Origin of the sequence: Bacillus cereus group sp. BceL220 (assembly GCF_051776965.1) — a bacterium.
GTDB classification, from domain to species: Bacteria; Bacillota; Bacilli; order Bacillales; family Bacillaceae_G; genus Bacillus_A; species Bacillus_A cereus.
This window is the reverse complement of the sequence record NZ_JBPWBC010000005.1, coordinates 105,501-123,585: the sequence shown is the minus strand read 5'-3', so window position 1 is coordinate 123,585 and position 18,085 is coordinate 105,501. Positions and strand designations below refer to the sequence as shown.

Here is an 18,085-nt window from a genome sequence, read left to right as displayed (position 1 = left end):
GAATCCGAGGTGAAAAGGATGGATGTGTTAATCAATTTATTTGTAAATGGGATTTCAACAGGGATGCTCATTTTTTTGTTAGCATCAGGTCTTTCACTTATTTTCGGTCTAATGAGCGTTTTAAACTTTGCACACGGTGGTTTATTTGCATGGGGAGCATTTACAGGTGTTTGGTTATTTAATATGACAGGAAGTTATATATTAGCTTTAGTTGGAGCAGTAGCCATGGGAATGTTCCTAGGATTTATTTTAGAAAGGTTTTTTATTAGACCGGTATATGGAAATCATGTTCGACAGCTGCTCGTTACGCTTGGAGGAATGCTCGTTCTTAGTGAGTGTATTAAAATATTTTGGGGGCCAAACCCTATTAGTGCAAAATTACCGTTATGGTTACAAGGAAGTTTTACATTCGGAGGTATTATATTAATTAAATATCGTCTATTTGTTATTTTGATTGGGATAATTATTTACATTGCACTACTACTATTACTCAAAAAGACGAAGATAGGTCTTATGATCCGTGCAGGTGTAATGGATAAAGAAATGGTTCAAGCGCTTGGTATTAATGTAAAAGCGATATTTTCTTTCGTCTTTTTATTAGGAGCAGGGATGGCAGCTTTGGGAGGATTCTTATTAGCACCGTATTCGGGCGTTATTTTCGCCGAGATGGGCATGCAGTATGCAATTTTAGCTTTTATAGTAGTAATTATCGGTGGATTAGGAAGCGTACAAGGTTCAGCTATTGCTTCTTTAATTGTTGGATTAGCTGGTGCTTTTACAGCGTATTTTATACCAGATTTATCACTTGCAATTAATATGTTAATGTTACTATTTTTCTTAATAGTGAAGCCAACTGGACTTGTTGGTGAAAAGGGGTGAAATGGTGAACAACACATCGGACCGAATTAAAGTATACTTCGGAGTATGTATGCTCATTTGTTTAAGTGTATTTCCGTTCGTAAATGATTCACGGAGCCTGTTAATTTTGTTCACTCAAATCTTCATCTTTGCTATTTTTGCAATGAGTTTTGATGTATTGCTTGGGTATACAGGAATTGTATCGTTCGGTCATTGTATGTTCTTTGGGATAGGAGCATATGGGGTAGCGCTTTTATTTGATCGACAAGGCGTATCAATAACGAACTTTTTAATTGGAATAGTAGCTGCAATTATCATTTCAGCAATCGTTAGTTATATAATTGGTTTACTTTCTTTACGGCTGAAAAGTCATTTTTATGCGATGTTAACACTTGCTATTTCACAGTTGTTTTTCGTCCTTGCTGAAAAATGGCGTGGGCTCACTCACGGAGGAGATGGTTTTACATTTGGTGTACCAGACGTATTCCGTGATCGTTTTACGTTTTATTATGTAACACTTATATGTTTACTTATCATTTTTGTTCTCTTACGTCTTTTCACCAAATCTTCTATTGGAAAAGTATTAAAAGCAATTTCACAAAATGAGCAACGTGTTGAAGCACTAGGATATAAAGTGCTTCATTATAAAATTATTGCTAGCATTGTTGCAGGAGTAGTAGCTGCGATTAGCGGTGGTTTATTTGTTATTACATTACGCTTTGTCAATACGACTGTATTTTCAATTGAAATGACACTAAATGCACTCTTAATGACAATGATTGGAGGAGTCGGAACATTAATTGGAGCTATTGCTGGGTCTGGGATTATTGAATCACTAAAATATTATTTATCAGAACTAGCGACGGAATATCCGATTTTTGAAAGATGGACGATTATTCTAGGTTTATTGTATATTATCGTGCTACTCGTTTTTCCGAAAGGATTGGTTGGGACGGTTAAGAAATTGAAGAGTTTTAAAAGGAATAAGAAGGAGAAAAGTACAGAAGTGGAGCAAAACGTGTGAAAAATCAATTGTATACAAAATAAAAATCCCTCTTTTATATTCGTTAAAGAGGGATTTTTATTTTGAAAAAAGTATGTAATCAAAGTCATTTTATTAACCAAATAGTTCATCAGGGATTTGTTTAAAAGAGTTTTGATTTGTAAAAAAATGAACAGCTAATTTCTCAATTGGAACATCTTCAATTGGTACCAATTTATCATTTTTAATCGGTAAAAAAGCTATTCCTTTTCCATCATCAATAAACGCTTCCATAAGCGAATAAGAATCCAACTGTTGAAGTTGTTGCTGAGATAGATTATTTTCTTTTAGAAATTGTATTGTCTTATTCCTAAAAGGGCACTTTTTGTCATTGCTAACGAAGAAAATTTCTTTTGAATAATCAATGGTACATTTTTCTTTCGCTTTTAATAAGCCTACAGAAATTGAGGTTGTGAACACTTTTTTAAACGATGCGTCAGGATAATCCTCATAAGTTATGACCATATCAACTTTTTGTTGCTGCAGTAATTTTTGCAAATGACTACTACTTTCTACATATATTTGATAATTTCTGAAATTTACTTTAATACGCTTACTTAAATAATTTGTCAAAATAGATTGTGACGTCGCTATTATATAAGAAGAACCACTCGTTTTAATTTCATCTTTTACTTCTTCTAATAGAGTTAATATTTTATTCGTGTAATCTAATAAAATGTCACCAGCAGGTAACAAGGAAACACCTTTGTTATCTCTATGTAGTAAAGGTGTTTCTAACTCTTGTTCTAATTTTTTAATTCGCTCAGTTACGTTCGGTTGAACATATCCTAACTCTTTAGCAGCTTTACTAATAGAACCCTCACTGGCTACAGTTTTGAATATAATAAGATCATTTATTTCCAAGTATCTCAGCCCCTTATGCACTATCATTATAAATGATACCAAACATAATTCATACCTATTTTACGTTAGCCACTTATCGATTTATCATAATGTATATAAGATTGAAAGTGAGTGATAAACATGATTGGAATGCAATATAAGGTCATTCTTCCAAAGGATTATGACATGGAGATTATTAAGAAAAGGGTAAAGGATAATGGCTATAAAACTGATGGTTTCCAAGAACTAAATTTTAAAGCTTATTTAATTACGGAAACGGAGAAAAACGGGAATTTTTATAACTGCTATGCACCTTTATATATTTGGAATGGTCATGAAGGGATGAATAAATTTATCTTTGAAGGGTATTACGATAACATTTTACAATCTTTTGGATGGCAACAAATACATATAGGTGTTCCATTAGTGGTTAATCTAAGTGATGGATTTAAGAAAAGTAGATATGTTGTTGAATATGCAGGAAGTATTTCTCAAAGTAAAACGTTGATTGGGACTCAATTAAACATGATGAATGAAGATGTACAAAACAACGAAAAGTGTTTAGGGAATGTAATCGTTTATAATCCGGATAAATGGGGATATAGTAGGTTTGAGTTTTATGAAGAGAAGCCTGATATTGTAGTAAATAAGGGTGTTACAGTATATGAGATTTTACACATTTCACGATGAAATTTTGTTGTATATTAAAAATAAGAAAAGGAATGAAAGTCTATGCCTTTTGTGAAGATTTATTATTCTGAAAACACATTAAATGAAGAAGAGTTGGAAAAAATGGGTGAATGTATCCATCTTTCATTAATTGAACATTTTAACATCCCTGAAAATGATTATTTTCAAATGTTCTTACCTTACCAACAAAACAAATTTTTATATAATCCATATTATTTGTTGGAAAGAGGAGAAAAGAGAACAGAGAATATGATTTATGTTTCTATTACATGTGGACCGGGAAGAACGGTGCAACAGAAAAAAGATTTGTATCAATCGGTATCCTTAAAAATCACGGAATATTCCGACGTTAAAACTTCGGATATTTTTATTACACTAAATGAGACAGCTGCTGAAAACTGGTCATTTGGTCAAGGGATAGCACAAATGGTGAAAATAAAGGGAGAAAAAAATGAAAAATGAACTTATTGAAGTACATATTAAAAAGAAAATGAGAGAAATGTCACCTGCATTTGCTCATTATAGTGAAAAGATATTATTTGAGGAAGTGTGGCGGGATGCCACTTTAACATTAAGAGAAAGAAGTTTGTGTACTGTGTCAGCACTAATCAGTCTCGGTAATACAGAACAATTACAATTTCATCTGAAGCTAGCTAAACAAAATGGGGTTATGGAGAATGAATTGGTTGCATTAATAACACATATGGCTTTTTACGTTGGTTGGCCAAAAGCTATGGCAGCTTTAAATATAGTAATGAATGAAATGAAAAGTTAAGAATAATGATAAGTAAGAATTCATGTTTATATGAATTCTTACTTATCATTATTTATGCAATACTCTATCGCTATATTTATTACATTTTATCTTGCTTTTTTATCACTTGCGTAGTAAAGTGATAGTAAGATGAACGCTAGGAAGTGATGAAACATGCGTGATAATACGATAGGATCATTAATATGGTTACGTTTAATACGATTTACGAACCAAAGTAATCAAATGTCAAATGAGTTTTTAAAACGTTTTGATTTAACGACAGCTCAATTTGATGTGCTTTTGCAAATACGTACGTATCAACCACTCACACAAATGGAGTTAGCTGAAAAGGTAACTGTTACACAAGGTGGCATTTCTCGAATGTTAACTCGTCTTGAAAAAGAAGGATATATTGTACGAAAACAAGATTGGAAAACGAAAACAATTAGTCTTACAGAGCAAGGAGAAGCTGCTTTAGAGAGAGCATTGCCAGAGCAACTTGCATTTCAATCTTCGTTTTTTGATGATGTATTAAATGAAGAAGAGCAGAAAATATTATACGAGCTGATGACGAAAGTTCATAAGCATAGCGAAAAAAAAGAATTACCGCAAGAGTAATTTTTTTTACCTCATCAATTGACTAATCAAGTGATGAGGTAGGTAATACGGAGATATACTTGACTTACCAACGTTTTTAGAAGAAAAACTAATACTACATTATTAAAGGGGAGAGTAACTATGGAAAAATACCGTATAGATACAAGAAAAGGAATTGAGTTTGGGTTATATTCAATTGGCGATCATGTTTTAAATCCACATAATGGGGAGAAAATTACGCCAGAAAAAAGAATTCACGAACTAATTGAAACAGCTAAGTTAGCAGATGAGGCAGGGCTTGATGTGTTTGCTGTAGGCGAAAGTCATCAAACGCATTTTACAACGCAAGCTCATACAGTTATTTTAGGTGCGGTCGCGCAAGCTACGAAAAATATAAAAATTGCAAGTTCCGCAACGATATTAAGTACATCTGACCCAGTTCGAGTATATGAGGATTTCGCTACCATTGACTTGATTTCTAATGGTCGTGCTGAAATCGTAGCTGGTCGTGGATCTCGTATTGGAGGATATAGTTTACTTGGTTATGATGTGAATGATTATGAAGAGTTATTTGAAGAGAAGATGGATCTTTTATTAAAAATTAATAAAGAGGAACATGTAACATGGAATGGGCAGTTCAGAGCACCACTTGAGCATGCTTCAGTTATCCCTAGAGCTAAAAATAATAACCTGCCAATTTGGCGTGCGGTTGGTGGACCGCCAGCTAGTGCAATTAAAGCAGGACGTGCAGGTGTGCCAATGATGATAACAACACTTGGTGGTCCAGCAATTAACTTTAAAGTGTCAGTAGATGCTTACCGCGAGGCTGCTCAGCAAAGTGGATTTGATCCAGCTAGTTTACCAGTTGCGACAACGAGTTTATTTTATACGGCAAAAAATTCACAAGATGCACTTAGTGAATATTACCCTCACATTAATGCTGGTATGCTTACACTGCGCGGTGGTGGGTATCCGAAACAGCAATTTACAAATGCAATAGATTACCGCGATGCTTTAATGATTGGTAGCCCACAACAAATCATTGAGAAAATGCTTTACCAATATGAATTGTTTGGCCAACAACGCTTTATGGCACAAATTGATTTTGGCGGTGTACCATTTGATAAAATTGAGAAAAATATTGAATTAATTGCTACTGAAATATTACCAGCCGTTAGAAAACATACAGCAAAATAAATAAAAAAACTGGGAGTCTAATTGACTCTCAGTTTTTTTATTTGTTATGGAAAAATGACAAAAAAATGAACTTTTAGTCGAGGGAGAGGGAAGTTATTTTCTATTTTTGAATAACATTATTTCGAGTTTGAATTTTGAAAATACATTTTTCTCTTGACAAAAAATAAGCATTTATCGAGGGTAGTTTCGAGGACATTTTTTCGGTTTAAAGTCAAGTGTATGAAGAAAAAACGATTGTTTTATAGATATAAAAGTAAGCCGTATATTGAAAAAACACATTTTGCTAATGAAAAAAATCTGATTCAAAAAAATGACAAAAGACATATTTCAGACAAAATGATGTCAATAATACGTCAAAAATAACCTGAATTTACTATGCAGGTATATTATACAATTCGATTAACGAATAAAACACTACAGAAATAGTGAAAAGGTAAAAAATAGCATTACAATAGTTTGAAAAACTGAAACTTCATATTTTTCGACAATACATACAAAATGTTTTTGTCTTTTCGTATTTCTTAATAATTGAGTTTGATAAGATTGCTCAATTAACTTTTATTATAAAAACTATGAAGGAAGTGATTTTAGTATGGAAACGCTCGAATTGGCACGAATACAGTTCGCATCAACAACGATTTTCCATTACTTTTTTGTTCCGCTGTCAATTGGTTTAGCTTTTATTATTGCGATCATGCAAACGTTGTATGTGGTAAAAGGGCAAGAAGTATATAAGAAGATGGCAAAGTTTTGGACGCAATTATTCCTTATTAACTTTGCAGTAGGTGTAGTAACAGGTATTTTACAAGAATTTCAGTTTGGTATGAACTGGTCAACGTATTCACGTTTTGTAGGTGATGTATTTGGTCCCTCGCTTGCAATTGAAGGATTACTGGCATTTTTCATTGAGTCTACATTCCTAGGTTTATGGGTATTCGGTGAGGATAAATTACCGAAGCGAATTCACTTAATGTGTATTTGGCTCCTTTCAATTGGAACGATGTTATCAGCATTCTGGATTTTAACTGCAAGTGCATTTATGCAGTCACCTGTCGGGTATGAAATGGCAGCTGATGGTCGTGCACAAATGAATGATTTCTTAGCCATTATTCAAAACCCACAACTATGGGTACAATTCCCGCATACAATTACAGCAGCAATTGCAACAGGTGCATTCTTTATTGCGGGTGTAAGTGCATGGAAAATTACAAAAGGACAAGAAACTGTAGTATTTAAAAAATCTTTCCGCATTTCTATCATTGTTGGAACAATTACAACGGCGCTTGTATTATTCTTCGGTCATGCACAAGCGCAACAATTAATTAAGACACATCCAATGAAGATGGCGGCAGCTGAAGCGCTATGGAATACAAGTGAGGATCCAGCGCCATTTACAGTATTTTCGAAAATTGATACAGAGAAGAAAGAAAATTCGTTTGAAATTCAAATCCCTTATATGCTAAGTCTATTATCGTATGATAAGTTTAGCGGTCAAGTTGAAGGGATGAATCAAATTCAAAAACAATATGAAGAAAAATATGGACCTGGAGATTATATTCCTCCAGTGCATACAATGTTTTGGAGTTTTAGAGCGATGGTAATGAGTGGAACATTCATGCTTCTTCTAGGAGCTTACGGATGGTTCTTATCAAGAAAAGATCGTTTAGCTGAAAAAACGTGGTATTTAAAATTAATGGTGTATGCAATTTCTCTTCCATTCATCGGTAATACAGTAGGGTGGATTATGACTGAAATGGGTCGTCAACCTTGGGTTGTATTTGGTGTAATGAAAACAGAAGATGCTGTATCACCAAATGTAACATTCGGTGAAGTATTATTCTCACTTATTTCATTCACATCAATGTATTTAATTATGGGTGGAATTTGTGTGTACTTATTTGTTCGTACCATTAAGGGCCACAAGAATAAGAAAACGAAAAAGGATTATCAAAGCCATGATCCATTTGATAAGGAGGAAGAGTATGTTATCTCTTAATGAGTTATGGTTTTTAGTTATTGCAATCTTATTTGTTGGATTCTTCGTACTGGAAGGTTTCGACTTTGGGGTAGGAATGGTTTCGAGGTTTTTAGGAAAGAATGATTTTGAAAAACGAGTTTACTTAAATACAATAGGACCGTTCTGGCACGCGAATGAAGTATGGCTTGTTTGTGCTGGTGGAGCCATGTTTGCGGCATTTCCGCACTGGTATGCAACTTTATTTAGTGGTTTTTATATTCCGTTTGTATTTATGCTTCTTGCTTTAATTTTAAGAGGTGTTTCCTTTAAATTTCGTGCGAAAATAGATAATCATAAATGGAAGAGTGCGTGGGATTGGGGGATGTTTATTGGAAGTATGTTACCTCCTATCCTTTGGGGAGTTGCGATTGCAAACTTTATGGTAGGTGTACCTATTGATGAGAGTAAAAATGTTGTAGGTGGATTCCTGCAATTACTTCATCCATTTGCGTTACTTGGGGGAGTAATGTTTCTCCTACTATGTATTGTTCACGGATTACAATTTCTTACGATACGTACAACTGGTAAATTGAGAGAACGTGCACGAAATGCTGCAATAAAAATTGCACCATTTTCATTAATTACACTTCTTGTTTTTGCTGGTGTGGGGTTATGGAAAACCGACATTTTCACTGCTCATGGAACAGAATGGATTATGGTACCAATCGGAGCTTTTGTAGCACTATTAGTGTCCACGTTATTAAATAAAAGAAGAAGAGATGGTTGGGCTTTCTTTATGACGAGTTTAACAATCATTTTACTAAGTGCGAGTGTATTTATCGGTATGTTCCCACGTGTTATGATTAGCTCTTTAGGAGCAATGAATGATTTGACAATTTACAACGCAGCATCAGGAGCTTATGCATTAAAACTTATGACTTACTTTGCGATTGCTATTTTGCCTTTCGTTATCGGAAGTCAAATATGGAGTTATTATGTATTTAGACAACCTGTTAAGTCAGACAACGATTTGGAGTACTAATGAAAAGAAAAAGAGGACTTCCGTCTTATCCCGGTAGCCGTATTTTATATGTAGCGTTAACGATTATTAGTATTTTAGAAGCTTTTAGTATTATTGCGCAAACAATCTTTTTAGCACGAGCTATTACGTTTTTATTTCATGGAGAGACAGTACAAACAATATTAAGTGAAATTGTTTATTTTGGTATCGCGTTTGCAGCGCGTAACATAGTAGTTCGAACATCACAAATATTAGTGGAACGTTTTGCCGAAAAAACAGGGTCGTTACTAAGAAAACAATTGATAGAGGCATATTTCACATTAGGTCCAAGGTATGTTCAAACTGTTGGAACGGGTCATCTGGTTACCTTATCAATTGAGGGGATTGAGAAATTTAAAACATATATTGAATTAACGATTCCTAAAATGATTAGAAGTAGTATCGTTCCAGGTCTAATTGTACTATATGTTTTTACGCTAGATATTGAGTCTGGAATCATTTTAGTTGTAACGATTCCTATCGTGATTATATTTATGATTCTTCTCGGATTAGCAGCGCAAAAAATGGCAGATAGTCAGTATGAGATATATCGTGTACTTTCGAACCATTTTGTAGATACGTTAAAAGGTTTAGAAACATTAAAGTATTTAGGGAAAAGTGAACAGCACGAAGGAAAGATTGAAAAAGTAAGTAAAAGATATAGAAAAGCAACGATGCGTACTTTGCGAGTTGCTTTTCTTTCTTCTTTTGCATTAGATTTCTTTACGAGTTTATCAATCGCGTTTGTGGCAGTTGGATTAGGGATACGTTTAATAGATGAAACGATTATACTATTACCAGCCCTTACAATTTTGATTTTAGCTCCGGAATATTTTCTGCCGATTAAACAAGTGGGAGCAAATTATCATGCGACATTAGATGGACAAATTGCGATGGAGCAAATAGAAGAGATTTTGCAACAACAAAAAGGAATACAAAAGAAAGATTTAAATGAAGATATAGTATGGAATGCCTCTAGTAGCTTGAAATTACAAGATATCAAAGTTAATAATGCTGAATCTGAAAAGGCTATATTAGAAGGGATTAATTTTACTTGGGAAGGTAACGGTGCTATTGGTGTTATTGGTGAAAGTGGTGCAGGGAAATCGACGTTAATCGACGTATTAGCAGGTTTTTTATCTCCTTCGAGTGGAAAGATGTTAGTAAATGGTGTAGAAGTTGATGGATCTACTCGTGAAGATTGGCAAAAAAATATTGCTTATATTCCGCAGCAACCCTATATATTTCCGCTTTCATTAAAGGATAATATTCGTTTTTATGAAACAAATGCAACAGATGAAGAAGTTGAAAGAGTTATTAATGAAGTCGGCCTTCGTTCACTCGTTACATCACTTCCAAATGGGATGCACGAAAGAATTGGAGAAGGTGGACGTATGCTAAGTGGCGGACAAGAACAGCGTGTTGCTATGGCGCGTGCGCTTTTAAGTAAAAAACCAATCATTTTATTAGATGAGCCTACGGCACATCTTGATATTGAAACCGAATTTGAAATAAAGCAAGCGATGTTACGTCTATTTAATGGAAAGTTAGTATTTTTAGCAACTCACCGTCTACATTGGATGAAACAAATGGACCATATCCTTATTTTAAATAAAGGGGAAATGAAAGAAAGTGGGACGTATGAAGAACTTTTAGAGAATGAGACATTACATTTTCATAGGGAAGAGAGGGGAGAGAAATGAGTAACTGGGTTAAACCTTATATAAAACAAAATAAAGGTAGAATGACTTTAACTATTTTCCTTGGTCTTCTTGGAGTTAGTTCAGGAGCGATGTTACTTTTTATTTCAGGTTATTTAATCTCAAAATCTGCCCTTAGACCAGAAAATGTAATGGCTGTATATGTTCCTATTGTTGCAACAAGAGCGTTTAGTATAGGGCAAGCTGTGTTTCATTATATAGAGCGCTTAGTCGGACATGATGTCGTACTACGTATATTAGAAAAAATGAGAACGAAGCTATATAGAATAGTAGAACCACAGGCGTTATTTTTCCGTTCTCGATTTCAAACGGGTGATATGTTAGGAGTGTTATCCGAAGATATAGAGCATTTGCAAAACCTATATTTACGTACAATATTTCCTAGTATATTAGCGCTAGTTGTTTATAGTATCTTCGTACTTGTTATCGGTGCATTTGACCTTGTGTTTGCACTTATTGTAGGTTGTATGTTAGCTATTATCGTGTTTCTTCTTCCATTTGTATCATTACTTTTGATGAAGAAACACCATGTTACTTTAAAGCAAGGCAGAAGCCGTTTGTATCAACAACTGACAGATGCTGTTTTTGGATTATCTGATTGGCAAGCAAGTGGTCGTAAAGATGAATTTATTAATGAGTATGTAAAACAAAATGATCAGTTGTTAAAAATCGAAAAGAGAGTGAAACGCTGGTATCATATTCGGGACAGTATCATTCAATTAGTAGTAGGTATTGTAGTTATTTCGATGATCATATGGACTGGGAATGGAGCGGCAAGTGAACAAATTGCTCCTACAGTTATCGCAGCTTTCGTATTAATGACTTTATCTGTAACGAACGCGCTTATTCCTATTGCAGATGCCATCGATCGAATACCGTCGTACGTAGAATCTACCCATCGTCTTAATGGCGTAGAAAGTGATAGTGTTTTACATGATGAAACGGATTTGCATGGAGAGAAAGATTATATTGAACCAAAACATGTAGATATTGAACTGAATCACGTATCGTATAGTTATCCAGATAGTAATGAGATTGTATTAAAAGATGTATCATTACAAATAAAAGCAGGGAAGAAAATTGCTATTTTAGGGAGAAGTGGGACAGGGAAATCTACTTTACTAAAATTGTTAACAGGGGCGTTAAGCCCAGTAAATGGCCAAGTTGTATTGAATGGTGAACGAGCTCATACGAATCTTTTATCTAAATATATTTCTGTATTAAATCAAAAGCCGCATTTGTTTGATACGACAATTGGAAATAATGTACGAATTGGCAAACCAGAGGCGACGGATGAAGAGATATGGAAAGCTTTAGAGAAAGCACAACTAGCTTCACATGTTACTTCTCTTCCAGACGGATTACAAACAAAAATGCATGAAATGGGAAAGCGGTTTTCTGGTGGGGAAAGACAAAGAGTTGCTTTTGCTAGAACTCTTATGCAAGAAACACCAATTATTGTACTTGATGAACCGACTATCGGTTTAGATCCAAAAACAGAATTGTCTTTAATTGAAACTATGTTTTCTGCAACGGAAGAAAAGACGGTTATTTGGATTACGCACCATCTTGTAGGAATAGAACATGTAGACGAAGTTATATTCCTTGATCGTGGCCAAATTGTCATGCAAGGTAGTCATAAACAACTTCTGAAAGAAAATGAAAAGTATCGTAAACTTTATGAGTTAGATAAAGGAATATAATTTGAATAAGCAATAATTGTAAAAATAGCTACGCCTAATGGTGAAGCTATTTTTTTGTTAGATTGCAGGTGTATATGATTGTTACGAATTAAAAATGAATTTCATATTATACATATAATGGAGGGATGTGCATGAAGGAGCAATATAAAATCATTGTTTTAAGTGATGAATTATCAGGGGATAGGATTCGAAATACATTAGACAAAAATAAATGTAAAACAATAGTTCATGTTATAGACGTTTCAGATGTTGTTCGAATAGAAAATTCTTTTCAATATATAGTCATTTGGAGAGTGGACGCAGAAAAACTTACAAATGACTTGATAAATAGGGGCGTGCAAAGTTCAAAAATTATTAATTTAACAAAATACATGTATGAATGGAAGGATAAATTAATTTCTATCTATCAAATAAATCCGGATCTTATGTCTTTATACATTTCTATAAAAAAAGCAAAGAGTGATCCGACGTATGAATTGTTTGCTACCGGTTTGTCTTATCCACATTGTGGCATAAGTACGGAGCTCCTCTCAAAAAAGTCAATAAAATTAACACTTCCATCTCAAGATCTATACTATGATTATTTAATAGCGTCACAAATTCTATCAAACACTCATTCATTTCAATATTGTTTAATAGGAATAGCCTATTTCTCGTTTTACTTTGACATGTCGTTATCCTCTGAAGCATATAGAATTCACAAAGTATATTATCCATTGTTTCAAGATGGTCATCATACTGTAGTTCATTCTCCTCTACCCACTGATGGATTCTTACATCTAAATACTCCGAAACCACTTCTTTCTATTTTTAATTTGCATTTTGAATATATTTTATTAGACGAACTAAAAGATGAATCATTGATACTGCCTTGGATAAACGCTGAATGGAATATCATTCCACTTCACATTCCTTTTGAAGAACACGGGAAAATAAGAGCAGCTTCACATGCTAAATTGGTGTATCCTCATACTTTAGTTGAAAATAAAATGATTTTTAAGAAATATTTAGAATTACTGTTGAAAAACGATATAAAGCCATTAATTGTTGTGTTCCCCGTTACTTCACATTATTTCAATTGTAGTAGTAAGAAATTAAAAGAAGATTTTTATAAAGTTATAAATGAGTTTCAAACTCAATATTCTTTTCAAATCATAGATCTATTTGATTCGCCATTATTTTGTGAGGATGATTTTTATGATAGTGATCATATGAATAAAAAAGGTGCAAATAAAATGTCCGCGTTATTAAATATGTTTATTCAGGAACGAAAAGTATGATATTTTGTTTCGTGTTTGCATAAAAGTATATAGGCTCCATACAGTTAAAGTAATGTGATTTTTGTGTCGCGTATATAAATAGTATGCGAAGAGGTGAGAGAGTTAAAATGAGAACTCGTATTGAAAGAACTGAAGAGGTGGTAGAGCAACTTCCATTGGTAAGTGTATTAATTCCTACGTATAATCGTCCTCACTACTTTGAAAAGGCTTTATGTAGTGTGTTAGAACAAACGTACCCTAATATAGAAATTATAGTTGGAGATGACAGCACGAATGACGAAACAGAAAAGATGTTACAAAAATATTTATGTAATCATTCAAATATTATTTATATAAAAAACAGATCAACTCTCGGACAGTTTGAAAATGCGTTAATGTTATTTCATGAAGCGAATGGTGAGTATATAAATTTTTTAATGGATGATGATATATTTCATGTGAATAAAATTGAAAAGATGATGAAGTACTTTTTCAATGATCTAGATAATGAAATTAAGCTAGTAACATCTCATCGTCAAGTAATTGATGATAAAGGGAAAGAACTACGACATATTTATTCAACTGTCCGTTTATTTGAAGAGGATACGATTATAGAGGGGACAGAATTAGGAAATAAGGTAATTGTGGATCAAAAAAATTATATTGGAGAACCGACAACAGTTTTATTTCGTAAAAATGATTTGCAAGAACCGTATGGGATTTTTGATAAGAGGCGGTATTTATGTAACGTAGATATAGCTTCATGGTTATCTTTATTAAGTAAAGGAAAAGCAGTATATATAGCAGAAACACTTAGTTACTTTCGATTACATCCAGATCAACAGTTAAATGAATCTAATAAAATGATGGATGGGTTAGAAGATTTTTCACACAGTATTATAGCAGGAGAACAATATGGTTTCTTATCCACCGAAAAAGAGTTAGACAAAGCGGTAACTAATTTTCTAGATTATGCAAGAAGGATAGTTCCATCATCCATATTATATACATTAGACTATTACCAAAAAATTAGAGCGAAGAAAATAAACATAGAAAAGAAAAAACAACATATAAATAATAATTCTTCTTTACCGAAAGTAAGTATACTTATTCCTGCGTACAATAGACCTTATTACTTGGAATTAGCGCTCAACAGTGCTCTGAATCAAACATATGAAAATATAGAAATTATTATTTCTGACGACAGTACAAATAATGAAGTCAATGCTATGATTCAACCGTACTTACGTGAATATGAGTGTATTACATATGTTAAAAATGAAACGCCGTTAGTTGCCGAAAACTTTAATAAGTGTGTAGAACTTGCGGATGGGAACTATATAAACTTTTTATTAGATGATGATTTATTTCATCATGAAAAGATCGAGAGAATGATGCAATACTTTTTGACGTTAGAAAATATTTCATTTGTGACGTCATATCGTGAACTGATTGATGAGAATGGAGAGATATTACCACCTTCAACATTAAATATGAAAATCGCGAAAGAAACTACACTTTTTGAAGGAAAAGAATTAGGGAATTATATGTTAAAAAACTTGAAAAATGTAGTTGGTGAGCCGACAACTGTTTTGTTTAATCGGAATTTGTTTGACGGGAAGTTTGGATATTTTAAAGGAAAGGCTTATTCTGCTATTAATGACATTGCAACTTGGCTAGATATGATGAGGAAAGGAAAAGTAGTTTATATACAAGAACCTCTTAGTTATTTTAGACAACATAGTGGACAAAATCAAAAACAAATGCATTTTATTTTAATGACAATTGAAGAGTGGGTTGAATTAATTATAGATGCATATAATAGTGGATTTTTAAGTTCCGAAAGTGAGTATAAAGAGAGTTTATCTTATTGTTTAGAAAATGCAGGATTTATAGTTAAGGATGCAGTAAGAAATGGCGAACTAGATCAAATTTATAATGAAAAGATAAAAAAAGGATTAAACAAGTTAGTTGCTCATATGTTCGAGAAAGAATCTTGTTATTGTCAATATTGCAATCAACAATTTGAAAAATTTTCACCTTGGCCAGCACATTATGATTTTCCGAAATATAAATTTGAGATGTGGAATAAAGATACAGGGATATGTCCAGTTTGTAATTCGATGGATCGTGAAAGATTGTATCGTGCGTACATTGAAACGGAAACGGACTTGTTAAATAGAAACTATACAATGCTTCATATTGCACCTGAAGCGAAGTTAAGAGATTGGTTTAACGAGTATAAAAATATTACGTATGTATGTGGTGACTTAGAACCAAAGGATCCATTAATGAAGGAAATTGATGTTACAAGGATTACATATGATAGTAATACTTTTGATGTAATATTATGTAGTCATGTGTTAGAACACGTTCCTGATGATGACAAAGCAATGCGAGAGTTATATAGAGTGTTAAAGCCAAATGGATGGGGAATTATTCAAGTACCAATCGTAATGAATGTAGATTTTATTGTAGAGAATGAATTAATTGTAACACCACAATTGAGGAAACTAGCTTTTGGTCAAGAAGATCATGTGAGAATTTATAATCAATCGGGATTTATTCAACGATTAATGAATGCAGGATTTAAGGTAGAATTATATAACATAGCGGAAAAACAAGGAATGAAAAGTGCTAGGAAATTTGGATTATCTGAAACAGATATGCTCTATATTGTCCGAAAATGATAGGAAGGAATAGATAGATATGGAGAATATTCCTTTTTTACGTGCTTCAACTGTACCTGTAAGTGAGTATTTGGACGAATTGAAGGAAATTGATACATCTCACATATATACGAATTATGGACCTATAAATCAACGTTTTGAGGAAACAATTATGTCAGCGTTTTTTCAAAACAGGGGAGCTGTTACAACAGTAGCAAACGCAACGTTAGGGTTAATGGCGGCTATTCAACTAAAGAAAAGAAGAAAGGGAAAGTATGCTCTCATGCCTAGCTTTACATTCCCTGCGACTGCCTTAGCCGCTATTTGGTGTGGATTGGAACCTTACTTTATTGATATTTCAATAGATGATTGGTATATGGATAAAACGGTACTTTTGGATAAGATAGAAGAATTAAAAGAAGAGGTTGCGATTGTTGTCCCGTACGCCACCTTTGGATCATGGATGAACTTAGAAGAATATGAAGAATTAGAGAAGAAGGGGATTCCGGTTGTCGTAGATGCGGCGCCGGGATTTGGATTAATGAATGGAGGGATGCATTACGGTCAAGATTTTAGTGGAATGATCGTATATAGCTTTCATGCAACAAAGCCGTTCGGAATTGGTGAAGGAGGGCTCATATATAGTAAAAACGAAGAAGATATACAACGTATTAAAAGAATGGGGAATTTCGGATTTGATAAAAATCGTGAATGCACGATGATGGGGTTTAATTGTAAAATGTCTGAATACGCAGCAGCTATTGGGATTGCGACTATAAAAAAGTGGGATCAAAAATTAAAAGAACGCACCCGTATTTCTGAATGGTATAAACAGTTGTTACAAAATACTGGGTTAATGAAAAAAGGGTGGAAAGTCCAAAAGACAGAAGCAGTTATTCACCAATTTATGCCTATCATTTGTCCAGAAGAAGTTCGCAACATACAAGTAATAGAAGAACTGAAAAAACAGAAAATAGAAGCTAGATTATACTTTTCACCATCTTGCCACCAACAAGTTCTTTTTAAAAACTATAAGTCTACAGATTTAACAAAAACGAATAAAATAGCAAAACGAATCGTAAGTTTACCTTTATGGGAAGGAATGACGAAAGAACTAGTAGAGCAAATTGTAATCTGTTTAGAGCAGAAGGTGGTGTCGGTAGATGAATAGTTTTTATAGTCAAGAAGAACTAAAGAAAATTGGATTTTTATCTGTTGGGAAAAATGTATTGGTTAGTAAAAAAGCAAGTATATATAATCCGAGTGCTATATCAGTTGGCAATCATGTAAGAATTGATGATTTTTGCATTTTAAGTGGTAAAATCACAATTGGAAGTTATTCGCACATCTCGGCGTATACAGCGTTATATGGAGGGGAAATTGGGATTGAAATGCATGACTTTGCAAACATTTCAGCTAAAACAATCGTATATGCAGTACTTGATGATTTCAGTGGAAATACATTAATGGGGCCAACCGTCCCGAATCAATATAGGAATGTGAAAGTAGGAAAAGTTATTTTTAAAAAACATGTGATTATTGGTGCTAATTCTATTATTTTTCCAAATGTAACTGTAGGAGAAGGTACGGCAGTCGGCGCGATGAGTATGGTAAAAGAGAGTTTAGATGATTGGTATATTTACGCTGGAGTTCCCGTAAGGAAAGTAAAACCTCGTCAAAAAAAGATGCTAGAGTTGGAAATTGATTTTTTAAAAAGCATTCATTCTTAATAAAA

The 18,085-nt window shown here is 33.5% G+C and carries 16 protein-coding genes; 15 read left to right on the top strand and 1 reads right to left on the bottom strand.

The features are described from left to right. Positions 1-18 precede the first annotated feature (18 nt). Together ACS2FK_RS15460 and ACS2FK_RS15455 are read left to right on the top strand one after the other, a co-directional pair. On the top strand, positions 19-879 hold the full coding sequence (locus ACS2FK_RS15460; RefSeq protein ID WP_063547075.1) for a branched-chain amino acid ABC transporter permease: 861 nt from the start codon (positions 19-21) through the stop codon (positions 877-879). 49 nt (positions 880-928) lie between these two features. Beyond that, positions 929-1,882 (top strand): branched-chain amino acid ABC transporter permease, encoded by a 954-nt coding sequence (locus ACS2FK_RS15455; protein WP_003274156.1) that lies wholly within the window; start codon positions 929-931, stop codon positions 1,880-1,882. Between the two features lie 93 nt (positions 1,883-1,975). Here the strand turns inward: ACS2FK_RS15455 and ACS2FK_RS15450 are convergent, their stop codons facing one another. Next, positions 1,976-2,764, bottom strand: coding sequence for a LysR family transcriptional regulator (locus ACS2FK_RS15450; RefSeq protein WP_063547076.1), 789 nt, complete (start codon positions 2,762-2,764; stop codon positions 1,976-1,978). A gap of 120 nt (positions 2,765-2,884) precedes the next feature. On the opposite strand from ACS2FK_RS15450, the gene ACS2FK_RS15445 reads away from it, so the two are divergent. From ACS2FK_RS15445 to ACS2FK_RS15385, 13 genes are all read left to right on the top strand, one after another. After that, the gene (locus ACS2FK_RS15445) at positions 2,885-3,433 is read left to right on the top strand and encodes a DUF4865 family protein (protein WP_063547077.1); all 549 of its coding nucleotides are present in this window, start codon (positions 2,885-2,887) and stop codon (positions 3,431-3,433) included. A 42-nt stretch (positions 3,434-3,475) separates the two neighbouring features. After that, positions 3,476-3,895: a tautomerase family protein gene (locus tag ACS2FK_RS15440; RefSeq protein ID WP_001117237.1), complete on the top strand. Its 420-nt coding sequence runs from the start codon at positions 3,476-3,478 to the stop codon at positions 3,893-3,895. Then, positions 3,885-4,208, top strand: a complete 324-nt coding sequence (locus tag ACS2FK_RS15435) for a carboxymuconolactone decarboxylase family protein (protein WP_000787201.1) — start codon at positions 3,885-3,887, stop codon at positions 4,206-4,208. The genes ACS2FK_RS15440 and ACS2FK_RS15435 overlap by 11 nt, the downstream gene beginning before the upstream one ends. A gap of 153 nt (positions 4,209-4,361) precedes the next feature. Continuing rightward, a complete protein-coding gene (locus tag ACS2FK_RS15430) occupies positions 4,362-4,805 on the top strand; it encodes a MarR family winged helix-turn-helix transcriptional regulator (protein ID WP_001205523.1) in 444 nt (147 codons plus the stop codon). 120 nt (positions 4,806-4,925) lie between these two features. After that, complete coding sequence (locus ACS2FK_RS15425; RefSeq protein ID WP_000417549.1) at positions 4,926-5,981, top strand: LLM class flavin-dependent oxidoreductase; 1,056 nt, start codon at positions 4,926-4,928, stop codon at positions 5,979-5,981. A 592-nt stretch (positions 5,982-6,573) separates the two neighbouring features. Continuing rightward, complete coding sequence (gene cydA, locus ACS2FK_RS15420; RefSeq protein WP_000448869.1) at positions 6,574-7,977, top strand: cytochrome ubiquinol oxidase subunit I; 1,404 nt, start codon at positions 6,574-6,576, stop codon at positions 7,975-7,977. Next, entirely contained in the window at positions 7,964-8,980 is a 1,017-nt protein-coding gene (gene cydB, locus ACS2FK_RS15415; protein ID WP_063547078.1) for a cytochrome d ubiquinol oxidase subunit II, read from the top strand. The genes cydA and cydB overlap by 14 nt, the downstream gene beginning before the upstream one ends. Continuing rightward, positions 8,980-10,701: a thiol reductant ABC exporter subunit CydD gene (cydD, locus tag ACS2FK_RS15410; RefSeq protein WP_063547079.1), complete on the top strand. Its 1,722-nt coding sequence runs from the start codon at positions 8,980-8,982 to the stop codon at positions 10,699-10,701. The genes cydB and cydD overlap by 1 nt, the downstream gene beginning before the upstream one ends. Then, positions 10,698-12,422 (top strand): thiol reductant ABC exporter subunit CydC, encoded by a 1,725-nt coding sequence (gene cydC / locus ACS2FK_RS15405; protein WP_000073638.1) that lies wholly within the window; start codon positions 10,698-10,700, stop codon positions 12,420-12,422. Before cydD ends, cydC begins: the two co-directional genes overlap by 4 nt. Before the next feature lie 131 nt (positions 12,423-12,553). After that, a complete protein-coding gene (locus ACS2FK_RS15400) occupies positions 12,554-13,702 on the top strand; it encodes a hypothetical protein (RefSeq protein ID WP_063547080.1) in 1,149 nt (382 codons plus the stop codon). 107 nt (positions 13,703-13,809) lie between these two features. Continuing rightward, a complete protein-coding gene (locus tag ACS2FK_RS15395; RefSeq protein WP_063547081.1) occupies positions 13,810-16,371 on the top strand; it encodes a glycosyltransferase in 2,562 nt (853 codons plus the stop codon). 19 nt (positions 16,372-16,390) lie between these two features. Beyond that, positions 16,391-17,521, top strand: coding sequence for a DegT/DnrJ/EryC1/StrS aminotransferase family protein (locus tag ACS2FK_RS15390; RefSeq protein ID WP_000427961.1), 1,131 nt, complete (start codon positions 16,391-16,393; stop codon positions 17,519-17,521). Continuing rightward, positions 17,514-18,080, top strand: a complete 567-nt coding sequence (locus ACS2FK_RS15385) for an acyltransferase (RefSeq protein ID WP_001084183.1) — start codon at positions 17,514-17,516, stop codon at positions 18,078-18,080. Before ACS2FK_RS15390 ends, ACS2FK_RS15385 begins: the two co-directional genes overlap by 8 nt. Positions 18,081-18,085: the final 5 nt, after the last annotated feature.